The sequence below is a fragment of the Streptomyces sp. GSL17-111 genome (assembly GCF_037911585.1).
Lineage (GTDB): Bacteria > Actinomycetota > Actinomycetes > Streptomycetales > Streptomycetaceae > Streptomyces.
In genome coordinates, this window is the sequence record NZ_JBAJNS010000001.1 from 1251442 (window position 1) to 1267670 (window position 16229).

17 protein-coding genes and 2 pseudogenes are annotated in these 16229 nt (G+C 73.2%); 2 read left to right on the forward strand and 17 right to left on the reverse strand.

All coding sequences use genetic code 11. The features are described from left to right. Nucleotides 1-6 precede the first annotated feature (6 nt). Nucleotides 7-450, forward strand: a pseudogene (locus tag V6D49_RS05190) (peptidoglycan DD-metalloendopeptidase family protein); the annotation flags it as partial. 370 nt (nt 451-820) lie between these two features. On the opposite strand, the gene V6D49_RS05195 reads toward V6D49_RS05190, so the two are convergent. The 17 genes and pseudogenes from V6D49_RS05195 to proS form a co-directional block, all read right to left on the reverse strand. Continuing rightward, nucleotides 821-1381 (reverse strand): TetR/AcrR family transcriptional regulator, encoded by a 561-nt coding sequence (locus tag V6D49_RS05195; protein WP_340563687.1) that lies wholly within the window; start codon nt 1379-1381, stop codon nt 821-823. A gap of 88 nt (nt 1382-1469) precedes the next feature. Beyond that, on the reverse strand, nt 1470-2309 hold the full coding sequence (gene whiG / locus V6D49_RS05200) for an RNA polymerase sigma factor WhiG (RefSeq protein ID WP_340557528.1): 840 nt from the start codon (nt 2307-2309) through the stop codon (nt 1470-1472). A gap of 321 nt (nt 2310-2630) precedes the next feature. Then, nucleotides 2631-3776 (reverse strand): DNA-processing protein DprA, encoded by a 1146-nt coding sequence (gene dprA, locus V6D49_RS05205; RefSeq protein ID WP_340557530.1) that lies wholly within the window; start codon nt 3774-3776, stop codon nt 2631-2633. Beyond that, a complete protein-coding gene (locus tag V6D49_RS05210) occupies nt 3773-5377 on the reverse strand; it encodes a YifB family Mg chelatase-like AAA ATPase (protein WP_340557532.1) in 1605 nt (534 codons plus the stop codon). The genes dprA and V6D49_RS05210 overlap by 4 nt, the downstream gene beginning before the upstream one ends. After that, complete coding sequence (locus V6D49_RS05215) at nt 5378-5752, reverse strand: YraN family protein (protein ID WP_340557533.1); 375 nt, start codon at nt 5750-5752, stop codon at nt 5378-5380. It lies immediately after the preceding gene. Between the two features lie 201 nt (nt 5753-5953). After that, the gene (locus tag V6D49_RS05220; protein WP_191211910.1) at nt 5954-6277 is read right to left on the reverse strand and encodes a DUF2469 domain-containing protein; all 324 of its coding nucleotides are present in this window, start codon (nt 6275-6277) and stop codon (nt 5954-5956) included. A gap of 34 nt (nt 6278-6311) precedes the next feature. Then, nucleotides 6312-7043 carry a signal peptidase I gene (gene lepB / locus V6D49_RS05225; protein WP_340557535.1) on the reverse strand — a complete coding sequence of 244 codons (732 nt, stop codon included), beginning with the start codon at nt 7041-7043 and terminating at the stop codon, nt 6312-6314. Between the two features lie 130 nt (nt 7044-7173). After that, the gene (gene lepB / locus V6D49_RS05230) at nt 7174-8073 is read right to left on the reverse strand and encodes a signal peptidase I (RefSeq protein WP_445330467.1); all 900 of its coding nucleotides are present in this window, start codon (nt 8071-8073) and stop codon (nt 7174-7176) included. A 268-nt stretch (nt 8074-8341) separates the two neighbouring features. Then, a pseudogene (gene lepB / locus V6D49_RS26185) lies at nt 8342-9037 on the reverse strand (signal peptidase I); the annotation flags it as partial. Further along, entirely contained in the window at nt 9030-9740 is a 711-nt protein-coding gene (gene lepB / locus V6D49_RS05240) for a signal peptidase I (RefSeq protein ID WP_340557539.1), read from the reverse strand. The pseudogene lepB (V6D49_RS26185) and the gene lepB (V6D49_RS05240), both read right to left, overlap by 8 nt. Nucleotides 9741-9890: 150 nt before the next feature. Continuing rightward, nucleotides 9891-10241, reverse strand: coding sequence for a 50S ribosomal protein L19 (gene rplS / locus V6D49_RS05245; protein WP_340557541.1), 351 nt, complete (start codon nt 10239-10241; stop codon nt 9891-9893). Nucleotides 10242-10370: 129 nt separating this feature from the next. Then, nucleotides 10371-11180 (reverse strand): tRNA (guanosine(37)-N1)-methyltransferase TrmD, encoded by an 810-nt coding sequence (gene trmD / locus V6D49_RS05250; RefSeq protein WP_340557543.1) that lies wholly within the window; start codon nt 11178-11180, stop codon nt 10371-10373. Next, on the reverse strand, nt 11177-11737 hold the full coding sequence (gene rimM / locus V6D49_RS05255) for a ribosome maturation factor RimM (protein WP_340557545.1): 561 nt from the start codon (nt 11735-11737) through the stop codon (nt 11177-11179). The genes trmD and rimM overlap by 4 nt, the downstream gene beginning before the upstream one ends. A 130-nt stretch (nt 11738-11867) precedes the next feature. Further along, nucleotides 11868-12107 carry an RNA-binding protein gene (locus tag V6D49_RS05260; protein ID WP_191211917.1) on the reverse strand — a complete coding sequence of 80 codons (240 nt, stop codon included), beginning with the start codon at nt 12105-12107 and terminating at the stop codon, nt 11868-11870. A gap of 2 nt (nt 12108-12109) precedes the next feature. Then, the gene (rpsP, locus tag V6D49_RS05265; RefSeq protein ID WP_191211918.1) at nt 12110-12556 is read right to left on the reverse strand and encodes a 30S ribosomal protein S16; all 447 of its coding nucleotides are present in this window, start codon (nt 12554-12556) and stop codon (nt 12110-12112) included. A 376-nt stretch (nt 12557-12932) separates the two neighbouring features. Then, nucleotides 12933-13523, reverse strand: a complete 591-nt coding sequence (locus V6D49_RS05270) for a hypothetical protein (RefSeq protein ID WP_340557547.1) — start codon at nt 13521-13523, stop codon at nt 12933-12935. Between the two features lie 205 nt (nt 13524-13728). Continuing rightward, nucleotides 13729-15144 (reverse strand): proline--tRNA ligase, encoded by a 1416-nt coding sequence (gene proS / locus V6D49_RS05275; RefSeq protein ID WP_340557549.1) that lies wholly within the window; start codon nt 15142-15144, stop codon nt 13729-13731. 268 nt (nt 15145-15412) lie between these two features. On the opposite strand from proS, the gene V6D49_RS05280 reads away from it, so the two are divergent. Next, the gene (locus V6D49_RS05280) at nt 15413-16207 is read left to right on the forward strand and encodes an SAM-dependent methyltransferase (protein ID WP_340557551.1); all 795 of its coding nucleotides are present in this window, start codon (nt 15413-15415) and stop codon (nt 16205-16207) included. The last annotated feature ends 22 nt before the right edge of the window (nt 16208-16229 follow it).

The window sequence follows — 16229 nt, forward strand, 5'->3', positions numbered from 1 at the left end:
GCGTGCATGCGCAGACCTTCGAGAGGCGTCCCGCTCACGCCCCCGCTGCTCCTGCTGTCCCTCCTGGCCCTCGTGATCCCCACCGCCGGACCGGCGTCGGCCGCGTCGACGGAGCCACCGGTGGCACGGGGGACCCCGGTGTGGCCGCTGGAGCCGTTGGAGCCCGGCACCGGCGTGGTGCGGGACTTCGCGCCCCCACCCGAGCGCTGGCACCCGGGCCATCGTGGCGTCGACCTGGCCGGGCGGGCGGGCCTACCGGTCCGCGCCGCGGTGGACGGCGAGGTGGTGTTCGCCGGAGAGGTCGCCGGGCGGGGCGTCGTCTCCGTGGAACTGCCGACGGCGTCGGGTCCCGCGCTGCGGACGACGTACGAACCCGTCCGGCCCTCCGTCGCGCGGGGCGACCGCGTCCGGGCGGGGCAGGTGCTCGGCACCCTCCTCGGCCGGCCCTCACACTGCGCGCCACGGGTCTGCCTGCACTGGGGGCTCCTGCGGGGGCGGTCCTACGAGAACCCGCTGTCGTTGCTGCGACACGGGCGCCCGGTGCTCCTCCCGGTCTCCGGCGTCCCGGTGCCGACGCCGCGCGCCCGGGTGGCCGCCGACCTGCGGCGGACCGCCGACCGACGCCCGGCGGACGCGGCGGGCGCCGGCTCGGGGAGCGGGACGCGCGGGGCGGGGCTGGGCGCGGCGGTCCTCCTGACCGGGGCGGCCGCGTGGGCCTCGCGTCGGCTCCGTCGGCAGCGGACCGGCCCGGGGATCGCAGGGCCCGCGGGTACGGCGGCTCGGGAAGCAGAGCGCGGCCGCGTCGGGCGCGGCACCGGGCTCAGGAAGGACGGGTGGCGGCGCGCAGGGCCATGGCGACCACGGCCTCCGTCACCACCGCCGGGTCCTCCGCTGCGAGCTCGATGCGTCGCACTGCGGCATCCACCAGCCCCTGGAGCAGGACGGCGGCGAGCCGGGGCTCCTCGTGGCCGAGTGCCTCCAGGGCTTCGACCGTCATGGTGATCAACCCACCGTGCGCGGCTCTGATCTGCTCGCGCGCGCCCCGGTCGAGCTCGCCGACGGAGATGGCGACCACGGCCCGGTGCCGCCGGTCCCCGGCGAGGGCGAGCTGCTGCCGGACGTACGCCTCGATCCGGCCCTGCGGCGTGGCTGCTTCCGCCATCGCCGACTCGACCTCGGCCGCCCAGAGGGGGAAGTCCACGGCACACAGTTCTTCGACGACGGCGGCGCGGGAGCGGAAGTACTCGTACACGGACGAGCGGGCCAGCCCGGTGCGCTCGGCGAGGGCGGGGAAGGTCAGGGCCTCGGTGCCGCCTTCGGACAGCAGGGTGCGGGCCGCCTCCAGCAGGGCATGGCGTTGCATCGTCCGGTGCTCGGCCACTGTGGCCGCTCGAATCCTGGGCACGTGTCCCAGCCTACGACCTGCAGATCACCGGATCACGGTTGAGGCACACGTGCGGAAAGACGATTCAGCGGTCGACTTCGGCCAGTTTCGCCCGCAGTTGGAGAACCGACTTGGTGTGGATCTGACTGACCCGGCTCTCCGTCACCCCCAGCACCTCCCCGATCTCGGCGAGCGTCAGGCCCTCGTAGTAGTAGAGGGTGACCACGGTCTTCTCCCGCTCGGGGAGGGTGTTCACCGCCCGGGCGAGCAGTCTGCGCAGCTCCCGGTCCTCGGCGACCTCGACGGGGTTGTCCGCCGCCGTGTCCTCCAGCGTGTCCATCAGGCTCAGCCGGTCGCCGCTCTCCCCGCCGACGTGCAGGAGCTCCTCCAGGGCGACGACGTTGGCCAGGGAGAGCTGGCTGAAGACGGCGTGCAGGTCCTCGACGGCGATGCCCATCTCGGTGGCGACCTCGCTCTCCGTCGGCGTGCGGCGCAGCGTCGCTTCCAGGGCGGCGTAGGAGCGCTCCACGGCCCTGGCCTTCTGACGGACGGAACGGGGGATCCAGTCCAGGGCCCGCAGCTCGTCGATCATGGCCCCCCGGATGCGGGTGATGGCGTACGTCTCGAACTTGATCGAGCGCTCGGGGTCGAACTTCTCGATCGCGTCGATCAGCCCGAAGACTCCCGAGGAGACGAAGTCGGCCTGTTCCACATTGGCGGGCAGCCCGACGCTGACACGGCCGGCCACGTACTTCACCAGGGGCGAGTAGTGCAGGATCAGCTGTTCGCGCAGACGCTCGTCCCCCGTGCTCTTGTACGACCGCCACAGCTGCTCCAGTGAGCGGGGTGCGGCGTGCTGCGCCGCACCGGGCTCGGCCGGCGGCGCCGTGGCCGGCCGGGGTGACGCGGAGATGTGGTGGGGCATTCGTTACCTGGAGCCGTTCTGCCGGGGTCGGAGCCGTGATCAGAGATCGAGGGACGGTTGCGGGGAGCCGTGAGGAGTGGCCCGGCGTCGAGGAGGGGAGGGAGAACTTTGCGAGCGTAGCGTGACCATCACGTCGCAAAGGGCGATGAGCGTTCGATGCGGGATGCGCAGATACGTTCTTCGGCCCGCACCCTGGTGGGACTCCCATGCCGCCCGCGCCGCCCCGCGCAGGCCCACGCATATCTGCCGTTCCAGGCGCATGTGCTCACCCTTTCACTCGGTCCTCCCAGGTCAAGCACCACTTCGTCACCCGTTGGGGTGTCACCCGGGCGGGTGTGTCAATTGCCAGCGGTCTTGGACGCCCTCGACGAACCCGAGAGCCCGGAGTTCGCCGAGCCTGGCGCGGGTCTGTTCGGCCGCTGTTCCGGAGGCCCGGGCCACCCACTCCACGGGTACGGCACGCCCGGCGGGCAGGGCTTCGAGGACCCGCGCGGTGGCCGGATGGAGCAGGTCGCGCGCGAGCACCGGCCGGTCGGGAACCGGCGCCAGCGCGCCCATCGGCCCGACCAGCTCGATCACCTCCTCGGCGCTGGTCACCAGCTGGCCCTCGTTCCGTAGCAGTGCGTGCACGCCCGAGGAGAGCCCTGAGGTGACGGCACCGGGCACCCCCATGGTGTGCCTGCCCAGCCGGGCCGCCCAGCGCGCGGTCGCCAGGGAGCCGCTGCGCAGCCGGGCCTCCACGACGACGGTGCCCCGGGTGAGCGCCGCGATGACGCGGTTGCGCAGGACGAACCGGGGGCGCGTGGGGTGCTCACCCGGCGCCAGCTCGGCGAGCAGCCAGCCCTCCCGGCCCAGGCGCGAGATCAACTCGCGGTTGCCCGGCGGGTAGGCGACGTCGACCCCGCAGGCCAGCACGCCGACCGTCGCGCCCCCCACCGCCAGCGCTCCCCGGTGCGCCGCTCCGTCCACGCCGTACGCGGCGCCGGAGACGACCGTCCAACCGCGCTCGGCGAGGTCGGCCCCGAGCACGGACGCGACATGGGCGCCGTACTCCGTGCAGGCTCTCGCGCCGACCACGGCCACCGACCGCAGCGCCCCGAAGCGGAGCGAGGCCGCGCCCCGGACCCACAACCCGACCGGCCTGGCCGCCGCCAGGTCGTCCAGCTGCCCCGGCCACTCGACGTCCCCGGGGCACAGGAACCGGCCGCCGAGCGCGGTCAGCGCCTCCAGATCCTCGGCCGGACGTGCGGCCGCGGCCCGCAGGCGCAGGCCCGCCCAGCGCCGATCGCTCGCCCCCGGCAGCGGAGTGGCGGCGCCGAGGGCCCGCGCCGTCTCCACCGGCCCGTAGCGGGTGAGCCAGCTCCCGGCGAGCTCGTCGCCCGGCTCGACGATCCGGGTCAGCGCCACCCGGGCCAGCCGCTCCTCGTCGGTGGCGCCCCCTCCCCCGGTGGCGCCCGTGCCGCTCATCGGCGGACTCCCGCCAGAGGGACGCCCCGGCTGATGCCCGTACGGAGTTGGAGCGCGCTGTCGACGTCTTCCCGACGAGGCCGGTCGTGACCGCCGAGGTCGGCGACCGTCCAGGCGACCCGCAGCACGCGATCGAGCCCGCGGGCCGTCAGCAGTCCGCGTTCCATGTCGGCCTCGGCGGACTGGAGCGCGCCGGGGGCCACCCGCCAGCGGGTACGCAACTCGTGCCCTGGGACCTCGCTGTTGGTCCGCCACGGCGTGTCCGCGTACCGCGCGGCCGCCCGCTCGCGGGCGCCCAGCACCCGGGCGGCGACCGTCGCGGTGTCCTCACCGCTCCGCCCGGCCGCGAGGAGCTCGGAGCGGGCGACGGGCTCGACGGTGACGCGGAGGTCCACCCGGTCCAGAAGCGGCCCCGACAGCCTGGCCCGGTAGCGGCGGACGGCCGAGGGCCGGCATTCGCACGGCTCACCACCGGCCGACCCGTGCCGACCGCAGGGACACGGGTTCGCGGCGAGGACGAGCAGGAGCCGGGCGGGCATCCGCATCATGCCCTGGGCCCGGGCGACGACGACGTGTCCGGCCTCCAGCGGCTGCCGCAACGCGTCCAGTAGGCGGCCGCTGCACTCGGCGGCCTCGTCGATGAAGAGCACGCCGTGGTGGGCGAGCGTCACCGCGCCGGGGCGCGGCAGGCCGGTGCCACCGCCGATGAGGGAGGCCATGCTCGCCGAGTGGTGCGGCGCGCAGTACGGGGGGCGGGAGATCAGCGGCTCCCCCGGCGGCAGGGCTCCGGCCACCGAGTGCACCGCCGTCGCCTCCAGCGACTCCTGCCGCGTGAGCGGCGGCAGGAGCCCGGGCAACCGCTCCGCGAGCATGGTCTTGCCCGCGCCGGGGGCACCTTTGAGGAACAGGTGGTGGCGGCCCGCAGCGGCGATCTCCAGGGCCCTGCGGGCGGCCGCCTGACCGGCGACCTCCGCCATGTCCACCGGACGGGCGACCGGGGGCCCGCCGCCCCCGACCCCCCAGGGCAGGGCGGGCCCGCCGAGCGGCGTGTCCGGCGCGCCCTCGTCAACGGCCTCCTCCGGCACCGGCTCGTCGGCCAGGACGGCGATGAGCTGCCGGAGGCTGCGCACGCCGAGCACAGCGACGTCCGGCACGAGACGGGCCTCGGACACCGCTTGTTCCGGTACGACGACCTGGCGGTACCCGGCGTCGGCGGCCGCGAGGACGGCGGGCAGGATGCCGCGGACCGGGCGGACCCGGCCGTCCAGCCCCAGCTCCCCGATCATCATGACGCCGGCCAGCCGCCGCAGGTCCACACGCTCCGCGGCACCGAGGACGGCGCACGCGACGGCCAGATCGAACCCGCTGCCGCCCTTCGGCACGGAGGCCGGGCTCAGCCCCACCGTGAGCTTGCGCTGCGGCCACTCGACGCCGGAGTTCACCACTGCGGCGCGGACCCTGTCCTTGCTTTCCACCAGCGACTTGTCGGGCAGCCCGATGAGGGTGAAGGTGGCGACACCGGGTTCCAGGTCCGCCTGGACCTCGACGAGCACCCCCTCCACCCCCACCAGGGCGACCGAGCAGGTCCGGGCGAACGGCATTCAGGCCACCCCCCGCACGTGCTGAACCACCGGGGCTCCGCGCCGGGGCAGCAGCACCCCGACGAGGTCGATCCGCACGCCACCGGTGGGCGGCCTCCCGTAGCGGACCAGCCAGCGCTCGGTCAGCCAGCGTGACGCCAGCCTCCGCAGCCGGGCGGCCTTGCGCGGTGTGACGGCAGCCATCGGGTGCTGGGGGCCGCCCGCGCTGCGGGTCTTCACCTCACAGACCACCAGGGCGTCCCCGTGCCGGGCGACGATGTCGATCTCGCCGTCCCGGCAGCGCCAGTTGCGCTCCAGGACGGCCATGCCCGATTCGCGCAGTCTCCGTGCCGCCAGGTCCTCCCCGTAGCGGCCCAGCGCTCCTTGTGCGTTCATCTCGTCCACCTCCAGCGCCGACTGTGGCGGCACGGCGGACGCGGCGGGGATCTTGCCGCTTTTCGGTGGACAACTCGCGGGTTGTGGACAATTCGGCCACTCGTGAGGGTGACCACGCGTGCACCCGGTGACGGCTCACCGGCGGGACGAACGCCGCGGCGGCGGGGCTATGGCGCGGCTGTGGCGCGGCTGTGGCGGGCGTCAGCCGCTGAAGCCGGAGTCCTCCGGCACGTTGAGGTCGCTCTTGTTGAGCTCCTCGATGTTCACGTCCTTGAACGTCAGCACGCGGACCTGCTTCACGAAACGCGCCGGCCGGTACATGTCCCAGACCCAGGCATCGGCCATGGACACCTCGAAGAAGACCTCACCCTGGACGGAGTGCACCTGCATCTCGTAGTCGTTCGTGAGGTAGAAGCGGCGCTCGGTCTCGATCACGTACTTGAACAGGCCGACGACGTCCTTGTACTCCCGGTAGAGCTTCAGCTCCATCTCGGTCTCGTACTTCTCGAGGTCCTCGGCGCTCATGGATTCCCCTTCAGCTGCGTCCCCCCATTGTGCGTCAGTGCCGCGTGCGCCGTCCGGCCCGCCGCGCGATCGGCGCACCGGCGGCCCCGCCGAGCACCAGGACGGCGCCCGCCCCGGCGGCCCACAGGAGCGCCGGGAGGGGGCCCGGCTCGGAGACGCCGCCGGGCAGCGCCGCGAAGCCGTCCGGACGTGGCAGGACCCCGGCGGCCCCCAGCGGCCACACGGTGGCGTCGACGCGGGCGACGACGGCATCACGCGGCACGGTGCCGTCCGCCTCGCCCGCCAGCTGACTGCGGGAGTCGACGGAGTGGCTTCGGTGGTCGCCCAGGAGGAAGATCCGCCCCTCCGGCACGGTGGCCCGGAAGTCGGAGCCCGACGCGTTCCCCGACGACCCGAGGTAGCGCTCGGCCACCGCCTCGGCGTTCACGGTGAGGCGCCCGTCGGGGTCGCAGCAGGCCACCGTGTCGCCACCGACGCCGACGACCCGCTTCACCATGGGCAGGTCGCCCCACAGCGGGTCCTCGAAGACCACCACGTCCCCTCGGCGGACATCGTCACCGTCGACCCGCTCGGCGAGAACGCGTTCACCCGCGCGGATCGTGGGCGCCATCGAGTCCGTCGGCACCGCGTAGGGGCGGTACAGGAGGGCCGCCCAGGCGAACGCACCGACGAAGAGCACGGCCCCGACGGCCACCGCGACGTTGGCCAGCGTGGTGCCGGTGCGGCGACGGGCGGCCGCTCGGCCGTTCGTGGTTGCCGTGGTCATGACGGCACCCTACCTGCGGCGGCGGGGCAGGCGGGTGCGCGTTCGTCCCCCCTACCCGAAGGGTGCACGTCCCGCGCCTCGCACCGGACGCGCGGGACGGGGCGCGGGACGGAAGCCGGGCGGGCGGACGTCAGGCGCGGGGACGCCGACGGATCAGCGCGACGGGAAGGAGGGCGGCCACGGCCAGCGCCGTGGGGGCCGCGGCGGCCAACCGGTCATAGGCGTCCGGCACCGACAGGGCGCCCCAGCGGTCGACCGGCCAGGCGCGCACGAGGGCTCGCCCGACGACCTTGTCCTCGGGCACGGCACCGCCCGAGGGGCCGTCCATGTGGTAGCGGGAGTCCAGCGACTCCTGCCGGTGGTCACCCAGCACCCAGACGTGGTCCTCGGGCACGGTCAGCGGGCCGAAGGGCTTGTCCCCGCACGGGGTGTTCCCGGGGAAGAGGTACGCGGCCTCGTCCAGCGCCTCACCGTTGACCTTGACCTGACCGTTCTGGCGGCACTCCACGGTGTCACCCTCGACGCCGACGACGCGCTTGATCAGGTTCTGCTGGTCGGCCGAGGGCATGAGCCCGATGAAGCTCAGGACCTCCTGGACGGCGTTCGGCTCGGGCGGCGGGGTGTCCAGCCAGCCGCCCGGGTCCTCGAAGACGACGACCTCGCCGCGCTCGGGCTCGGCACCGAACCAGGGCGTCAGCTTGTCCACCAGCACCCGGTCGCCGCGCTGCAGGGTGTTCTGCATGGAGTCGGACGGGATCGAGAAGGCCTGCAGCAGGAAGGACTTGATCAGCAGGGCGAGCACGAGGGCGATGCCGACCAGGAGCGGCAGCTCCTTCCAGAACGAGCGCTGCTGCTTGCTGCCGCGCCGTCCCTTGCCACCGTCGTCGCCGTCACCGGCCGCAGCGGCTCCGGGGGCTCCGGCGCCGGCGTCGCCGCCGGGCCCGGAACGTTCGTCGTTGCGCCCCTCGGGCTGATCCTCCGGCTCGTCCCCACCGGACCCCGACCGGGCGCCGACCGCGACGTTCCCCACGTTCTCTCCTAACGCTGTGCCACCGCCTGCCCGCCGAGCGGCGCAGGCCCGCCACTCCCATAACGAGCGTGAGTTCCGCAGGGAGCGGTACCGGCGTGATTTCGTGTGCTTCCCGCAGTCCCCCGGACGCCGCCCCGGCCGGTGCGGGAGCACGGGGCTCCGGTACCGAAGCGTACGTGTCCGGCTCCCCCAGCCGTGCCCAATGGGAGAACGGCCATGCGATGACGACCGCCTTCCCGACGACGAGGTCCTGCGGGATGGTGCCCTCGCCCGGGTCGTCGAGGTGGAACCGGGAGTCGGCGGAGTTGGAGCGGTGGTCGCCCATGACGAACAGGCGGTCCTCGGGGACGGCCACGTCGAAGGGGATCTCCGACGGCTTGTTGTCCGGGTGCAGGTAGGGCTCGTTCAACGGTGTTCCGTTGACCGTGATGCGGTCGTTCTCGTCGCAGCACACGACCCGGTCGCCGCCGACCGCGATGACGCGCTTGATCAGGTCCTGCTCGTCCGCGGAGGGCAGCAGGCCGATGAACGTCAGGAACGACTTGACCTGCTTGACGCCGATGGGGTCGTCCGAGGGCTGCGGCTGTGCCTGGCCCTCCAGCCAGCCGCCCGGGTCCTCGAAGACGACCACGTCGCCGCGCTCGGGCTCGGCACCGAACCAGGGCGTCAGCTTGTCCACCAGCACCCGGTCGTCGATCCGGATGGTCTGCTCCATCGAACCGGAGGGGATGACGAAGGCCTGCACGAGGAAGGTCTTCAGCACGAGGGCGATGACCAGCGCCACCCCGAGCAGCAGGGGGATCTCCTTGGTGGCCGAGAGCCGCCGACGGCGTCTGACGCGCCGGGCCGCTCGGCGGCGGGCCGCACGGCCCTCGCCCGGCGGACCGCCTTCCCCCACCGCGGGGGAGGCCGCGCCCACCGGCGGCTCGGAGGTGGCGGGGCGGGGCCGCCCGCGCCTACCCATGCCCGTTCCGCGGGGCGGACCAGCGCGAGGGGGGCCAGCCGGTCCACTCGACCCGGCCGATGACGTCCTCCACCGGCACGGTGCCGCCCCCGGGACGGCCGAGGTGGTCGCGGGAGTCCCGGGAGGCGGCCCGATGATCGCCCATGACCCACAACCGCCCCTCGGCCACGACGATGTCGAAGGGGACGGCCGAGGCCCGCTCGGGGCCTCCCTCGGGATGCAGGTAGTCCTCGGTCAGCGGCTCCCCGTTCACCTCGATCCTCCCCTGCTCGTCGCAGCACGTCACCCGGTCGCCGCCGACGCCGACCACGCGCTTGACGAAGTCGTTGCCCGGCGGCTCGCCCACGCCCACCGCCGCGACGGTGGTGCGCAGAACGCGGGCGAGCGGATGCTCACCCGTGCCGTCGGCTGCGAACGTACCCGTTCCGTCGAACACCACAACGTCTCCACGCTCCGGATGGTTGCCGAAACGGTACGCCAGCTTGTTCACGAGCACGCGGTCCTCCACGCGGAGCGTCGGTTCCATGGAACCGCTGGCGATCCGGTAAGGCTGTACCGCGAAGGCGTTGACCAGGAGGAACACCACCAGTACCACGGTCGCCCACAGGGCCGACCGCCGAAGCCCGGGGCGTCGTGCCGGGGTGGCCGCAGGGGGCGGGCCCGGCGCCGGGTCCGCCTCGTCGGGGGCAGGGGTGTCCGTCATGGGCCCGCTTCCGTCCGCGTCACGCCCGATCGCCGGGCGGACGGTCTGTCACCGGACGCAGAGCCTAACCGCCCGGCCTTCCCTACGACGCGGCGGCCGGACCGCATCCGAGGATGGGGTCCGGCCGCCGAAGACGTGGAGCGCGACGACTCAGCGCTCGCGCTTCTCCTTGATCTTCGCCGCCTTGCCGCGCAGCTCGCGCAGGTAGTACAGCTTGGCGCGACGCACCTGGCCGCGGGAGACGACGTCGATCTTCTCCACGATCGGGGTGTGCACGGGGAAGGTGCGCTCGACGCCGACGCCGTAGCTCACCTTGCGGACCGTGAAGGTCTCCCGCAGGCCGGAGCCCTGGCGGCGGATGACGACGCCCTTGAACTGCTGGACACGCGAGCGGCTGCCCTCGATGACGCGGACGTGGACGTCGACGGTGTCACCCGGGCGGAAGGCCGGGATGTCGTCGCGCAGGGATGCTGCGTCGACGCTGTCAAGGAGCTGGGACATGTGCGTCTGCTTTCTTCGCCGGTGCCACAGGTCAGCGGCGGAAACGGTGATGGATGTTCGGGTGGCGGGCCGGGGCGGGCGTCTGTCCCCCTGTGGCAGGGTCGCGCGCCGTGGCCGTAGACCAGCGAGTCATTCTTCCACGGGCTCCCCGGAGCACCCAAATCGGCCGTCGGGGCACACCTCCCAGCCGAGCTCGGCCAGGAGTGCGCGGTCCTGCCGGTCGAGGGCCTGCGGGTCGCAGCGCCGGAGGAGGTCGGGGCGGTGCGCGGCCGTGCGCGTGAGCGCCTGGTCGCGGCGCCAACGGGCGATGCGGCCGTGGTGCCCGCTGACCAGGACCTCGGGGATCTCCCGCCCGCGCCAACTGGGCGGCTTGGTGTAGACCGGGCCTTCGAGCAGGTCCGCCATGGCCCCCGGCGCGAAGGAGTCGTCGCGGTGGGACTCCGCGTTGCCGAGGACGCCGGGCAGCAGCCGTGCCACGGCCTCCACCATGACCAGGACGGGGGCCTCTCCTCCGGCGAGGACGTAGTCCCCGATGGAGACCTCGCGGACGTCGTACCGCTCGCCGTACTCCTCGACGACCCGCCGGTCGATGCCCTCGTAGCGTGCCGGCGTGAAGATCAGCCAGTCGCGGCCCGCCAGATCGGCGGCCAGTTCCTGGGTGAAGGGCCGGCCGCTGGGCGTCGGGACGACGATGACGGGCTCACCGTCACCCGAGGCGGTGACCTCGTCCAGCGCCTCGCCCCACGGCTCGGGTTTCATCACCATGCCCGGGCCACCGCCGTACGGGGTGTCGTCCACGGTGTGGTGACGGTCGTGCGTCCAGCCCCGCAGGTCGTGCACCCGCACGTCGAGAAGGCCCCGCGCCCGCGCCTTGCCGACGAGGGAGACGTCCAGCGGCGCGAGGTACTCGGGAAAGATCGTGATGACGTCGAGCCTCACCGGGTTCCGCTCCCACCCGGCTCCCCGCCCCGGCCGTCCTCGTCCTCCATCTCGCCCAGCAGGCCGGGTGGGGGGTCGATGACGGCCCGCTGCTCCTCCAGGTCGATCTCCGGGACGATCTCGGCGACGAACGGGATCAGCACCTCGCCCCCGTCCGGACGCCGGACCACGAGGAGGTCCTGCGCGGGCAGGTGCGCGATCTCGCTGATGCGCCCGACCTCCTCGCCCTCGCGCGTGACCACGTCCAGATCGATGAGCTGATGGTCGTAGAACTCCTCCGGGTCCTCCGGAACCTCCTCCGGATCGACCTCGGCGATGAGGAGCGTGTTGCGCAGCGCCTCGGCGGCCGTCCGGTCGGCGACCCCCACGAAGCGCAGCAGCAGCCGACCGCTGTGGACGCGGCCGCTGTCGATGGTGAGGGGGCCGACGGCGGCCGGTTCGGTGGCGAGCACCGCCCCGGGGCCGAGCCGGAGCTCGGGCTCGTCGGTGCGCACCTCGACGGTGACCTCGCCCTTGATGCCGTGGGCGCGGCCGATCCGCGCGACTACCAGCTGCACGTGCTGTTCCTTCTCCTGCCCGGTCGGGCCCGGGCGCCGGTCGGCGCCCGGGCCGGTCCAGCACCGGCACGGGCCGGGAACGGCCGAGCCGTTCCCGGCCCGTGCCGGTGCTGTGTGGGTGCCGTGCGCCTCAGTGCACGGCGTCCACGTCGACGAGATCGACGCGGATGCCACGGCCCCCGATCGCTCCCACGACGGTGCGCAGGGAGCGGGCGGTGCGGCCGTTGCGACCGATCACCTTGCCGAGGTCGTCGGGGTGCACCCGGACCTCCAGAACCCGGCCGCGGCGCAGGGTGCGGGATGCGACCTGTACCTCGTCCGGATGCTCGACGATGCCCTTGACCAGATGTTCGAGGGCCTCCTCCAGCATGCTCAGGCCTCGGTGGTCTCGGCGGAGGCCGCGGCCTCGGCGTCGGCACCCTTGTCGGCCTTGTCGGCCTTCTTCGCCTTCGGGGTGATCGCCTCGCCCTTGGGCTCGTCGGCGGACTCCTTGGCGGCGGCCTCGAAGAGGGCCTTCTTGTCGGCCTTCGGCTCGGCGACCTTCATCGGCTCCGGAGCGGGCAGGCCCTTGAACTTCTGCCAGTCACCGGTGACCTTGAGGATGGCCATGACGGGCTCGGTCGGCTGCGCGCCGACACCCAGCCAGTACTGGGCGCGCTCGCTGTCGACCTCGATGCGGGACGGGTTCTGCACCGGGTGGTACAGACCGATCTCCTCGATGGCGCGGCCGTCACGGCGGGTGCGCGAGTCGGCGACGATGATGCGGTAGTGAGGCGAACGGATCTTGCCCAGACGCTTCAGCTTGATCTTGACTGCCACGGGTGTGGTGTCTCCTGGTCTTGACGTGGGTGGGTCACTGCGGGACCACCGCGTGGGGTTGCGGCACCCGGGTGCCCGGTGGACGCGTCAGCCGAGGGAGAGAGGGTCCGGACGGCTGTCGAGTACAGCCGTCCATTCTGCCACAGCACGGGACCGCCGGCCGACGGGGGTGTGGGGGCACCCCGGTCGGTGCAGTGCGCTGCGGTACGGGCCCGGCGGGCCGGGCGCGGGCCGACGCGATCCACTGGCGAGCGGGGCTCAGGACGGTGCCGGCAGTCGAGGGGGGTCTGCCGTCCGCGGGCCGCTCGTGCCGTCGGCGGGGTCGACGTCGGGACGTCGGCGCCGGGGGCGTCGGTGCGGTGTCGGTGCGGTCTCGTCAGCCCACGGCCATCACCTCGGGGATGCGGAACTGCTTGCCGCAGGCTCCGCACATGATGGGTGCCTGGGCCAGCACCGACGGGACGACGCGGACGTTGCGCCCGCAGTCACAGACGGCCTTGACGCGGACACCGCCCCCGGAGGAGCCGTGCCGCGCGGCGGGGCCGCGGAACGAACTGGCGGTGTCGGTCCGGGTGGCCGCCGTGTGGGCCCGCAGCGCGCGCTGGAGCCGCTCGGCCGTGGTCCGGTACCGCTTGCGGGCCTCAGGCGTCAGGGAGACGAGTGAGAACCCGCTGCTCGGATGCGGTTCGTCGGTGTGCTCCAGGCCCATCTCCTCGGCGATCGCCAGGAAACGGCGGTTGTGGTAACGGCCGGCGCGCGAGGTGTCACGGACACCGCGCGCGGCGGCAACACCGTGGACGGCCTCGTGCAGCAGCCGTTCGAAGGAGAGCTCCGCGCCGCAGGCGGAGGAGGACTCTCCGATCAGGGATTCGGGTGCGGCCAGGTCTGGCAGCTCCGGGTGGCGACGCTGAATGTCGGCCCACGCGGACGCCAGCTCGGCGGCGAGAACTGGTGGTGTCGTGCTCACGTCGTGAACAACGAGCCGGAACCACCGAGTGTTCCGATTACGGGGTCATTCCCAATAATTTGCACGTACCAGTCAGTTCTGTGCATGCGGTGTTCCCGGACGCACGGATCCGGACGCGACCGCGCACACAGGCGGCCGGTACCGACCGTGGCATACCGACCGCCGACGCGCCCGCCTCCCGAAGGGCGGGCGCGTCGGGCGTCGGCTAGTAGGAGCGGGCGATGAGCGCCAGAGTGCCGGGGGCATCGTCGCTGTCCGGCACCGAGCCGTCCTCGAGGTGCAGGCAGCGGACCGTCAACGCCTGCTCCGCCAGCCGCGCCTCGCCCTCGGGGCCCAGGTCGGACCACGGCATCCGCGCCCAGCCGCCGGCGAGAGCCACCTCGGCCGCCTCCTGCTCGGTGCGGACGTCGGTCGTGTTCGCCTCGCGCCGCTCCCGGGACTCCCGCAGGAGCTGCGCCTGGTCGTCCTCCAGGACCTTCGGCAGCAGCTCGGCCAGGGCGTCCAGCCGGACGGGCTCCTTGCCTCCGGGGATGCGCCGGGCCAGCATCGCCGTGCCGTTCTCCAGGTCGCGCGGGCCGATCTCGATGCGGACCGGGACGCCCTTGAGCTCCCAGTCCACGGCACGGCGCCCGAAAGGCGTGTCGGTGCGGTCGTCGACCTGCACCCGGATCCCGGCGGCCGCCAGCCGGTCGCCGACCTCGTGGACCTTGGCGAGCACCGCGTCGTCGCCCTTGATCGCGAGGACGACGGCCTGGACGTGCGCCAGCCTCGGCGGCACGCGCAGCCCGTTGTCGTCGCCGTGGCTCATGATCAGACCGCCGACCATGCGCGTCGAGACGCCCCACGACGTCTGCCAGACGAGCTGCTGGTCGCCGTCCTTGGACAGGTACTTGGTGTCGAACGCCTTCGCGAAGTTCTGGCCCAGCTCGTGGCTGGTGCCCATCTGCAGGGCCTTGCCGTCCCGCATCATGCCTTCGAGCGTGAGGGTGTTGATCGCACCGGCGAAACGTTCCCGGGCGGTCTTGCGGCCGACGGCCACGTCGATGCCGAGGACGTTCACGATGAAGTCGCGGTAGACCTCGCGGTGGATCAGCGCGGCGTAGTCCCGGGCGTCCTCGTAGGTGGCGTGCGCCGTGTGGCCCTCCTGCCAGAGGAACTCACTCGTTCGGAGGAAGACCCGCGGACGCATTTCCCAGCGGACGACGTTCGCCCACTGGTTGATGAGAAGCGGCAGGTCGCGGTAGCTCTGGACCCACTTCGAGAAGTACTCGTTGATGATCGTTTCGGACGTGGGCCGGACGACGACCGGTTCGTCCAGTTCCTTGCCGCCTCCGTGCGTCACGACGGCCAGCTCGGGCGCGAAGCCCTCGACGTGCTCGGCCTCGCGCGTCAGGTACGACTGCGGGATGAACATCGGGAAGTAGGCGTTCTCGGCGCCGGCGGCCTTGATCCGCAGGTCGACCTCGCTCTGCATGCGCTCCCAGAGCCCGTACCCGTACGGTCGGATGACCATGGTGCCGCGCACCGGGCCGTTGTCGGCCAGTTCGGCCTTGTTGATCACGTCCTGGTACCAGCGCGGGAAGTCGTCCGCCTGGGGGGTGAGTACGGGAGCCTTTGCCATGGCGCGCATGTTACGGCGACGCGCAGGCAAACCGTGAATCGGTGGGGCCCGCGCACCTCTGGAGCGGCCGAAAGTTCGGTCTTCCGTCCGCCAAGTCCACTGGACGCCGGGAGCGATCGGCAGTTCCCTGGCATAGGGCGCGCGCTCCCGCGCACACCCAGGGAGCACCGCACCACCCCGGGGGGCCGGTGCACGCCGCGCGGCACAGCGCGGGTGACGGACGAAAGACGGCACAGACGGACACGCGGACCGGATAGGGGCGCCTGTGATGACAGCGACGTTCATGCCTCAGCACCTGCCACGCGCAGCCCGCGACTGGGCGGAGATCCAGGAGCGGATGCTCGTTCCGCTCTACGAGGCGGTGTACGACCGCCTGGAGGTCGGCCCGCACACCCGGCTGCTGGGCCTGGGGTGCGGTTCCGGACTCGCCCTGCTGCTCGCGGCGGGCCGGGGCGCCGAGGTCACCGGCATGGATACGGACGAGCACCGGCTGTCGCTCGCCCGGGCCCGGCTCCTCGCCGAGCCCCAGTGGGGCGCACGGACGTACCCCGTGCGGCTGGCGCACGGCAGCCCGTCGAGCCGGACGGCGCCCGAGGGCGCTCCGCACAACCTCATCACGGCCTTCGACTCCCGGCCCGGCGCGGCGACGCTGGCCGCGGCGGCCCGGCACGCCGACCGGGGCAGCGCCGTGGTGCTGGCCGACTGGGGTCCGGCGGAGCGCTGTGCGGCCACGCCCGCGCTGCGGATCGCCACCCGACTGGCGGAGCCGCGGACGCACGCCTCGGGCTGGCAGCCGCGCGGCCGCGACGACCTGGAGAACCTGGCCCGGCAGGCCGGGCTGCGGCCGGACGGCTCGGGCCGGGTGTCGTGCCCGTTCGGCTACGCGGACCTGGACAGCGCCGTACGCGGCCTGCTGTCGACCGGCTTCTACGCGGCGGCCGTGCGGGCCACCGACGAGGTGCAGGTCAGCAAGGAGCTGACGGAGGCGCTGCACCCGCACGTGCGCCCCGACGGGACGGTGTGGCTCCCGAACCTCTTCCGGTACGTCATCGCACGGGTCTGAACGCGCGGCGCCGCCGGGCGAC

What these genes read in the sequence shown, in the direction of transcription:
- V6D49_RS05210 (WP_340557532.1), bottom strand. Translation starts at nt 5,377, where the DNA reads ATGCCGTTCGCCCGGACCTGCTCGGTCGCCCTGGTGGGGGTGGAGGGG.
- lepB (WP_340557539.1), bottom strand. Translation starts at nt 9,740, where the DNA reads ATGACGGACACCCCTGCCCCCGACGAGGCGGACCCGGCGCCGGGCCCG.
- V6D49_RS05220 (WP_191211910.1), bottom strand. Translation starts at nt 6,277, where the DNA reads ATGAGCGCCGAGGACCTCGAGAAGTACGAGACCGAGATGGAGCTGAAG.
- V6D49_RS05215 (WP_340557533.1), bottom strand. Translation starts at nt 5,752, where the DNA reads ATGAACGCACAAGGAGCGCTGGGCCGCTACGGGGAGGACCTGGCGGCA.
- whiG (WP_340557528.1), bottom strand. Translation starts at nt 2,309, where the DNA reads ATGCCCCACCACATCTCCGCGTCACCCCGGCCGGCCACGGCGCCGCCG.
- lepB (WP_340557535.1), bottom strand. Translation starts at nt 7,043, where the DNA reads ATGACCACGGCAACCACGAACGGCCGAGCGGCCGCCCGTCGCCGCACC.
- dprA (WP_340557530.1), bottom strand. Translation starts at nt 3,776, where the DNA reads ATGAGCGGCACGGGCGCCACCGGGGGAGGGGGCGCCACCGACGAGGAG.
- V6D49_RS05260 (WP_191211917.1), bottom strand. Translation starts at nt 12,107, where the DNA reads ATGCTGGAGGAGGCCCTCGAACATCTGGTCAAGGGCATCGTCGAGCAT.
- rplS (WP_340557541.1), bottom strand. Translation starts at nt 10,241, where the DNA reads ATGTCCCAGCTCCTTGACAGCGTCGACGCAGCATCCCTGCGCGACGAC.
- proS (WP_340557549.1), bottom strand. Translation starts at nt 15,144, where the DNA reads ATGGCAAAGGCTCCCGTACTCACCCCCCAGGCGGACGACTTCCCGCGC.
- V6D49_RS05280 (WP_340557551.1), top strand. Translation starts at nt 15,413, where the DNA reads ATGACAGCGACGTTCATGCCTCAGCACCTGCCACGCGCAGCCCGCGAC.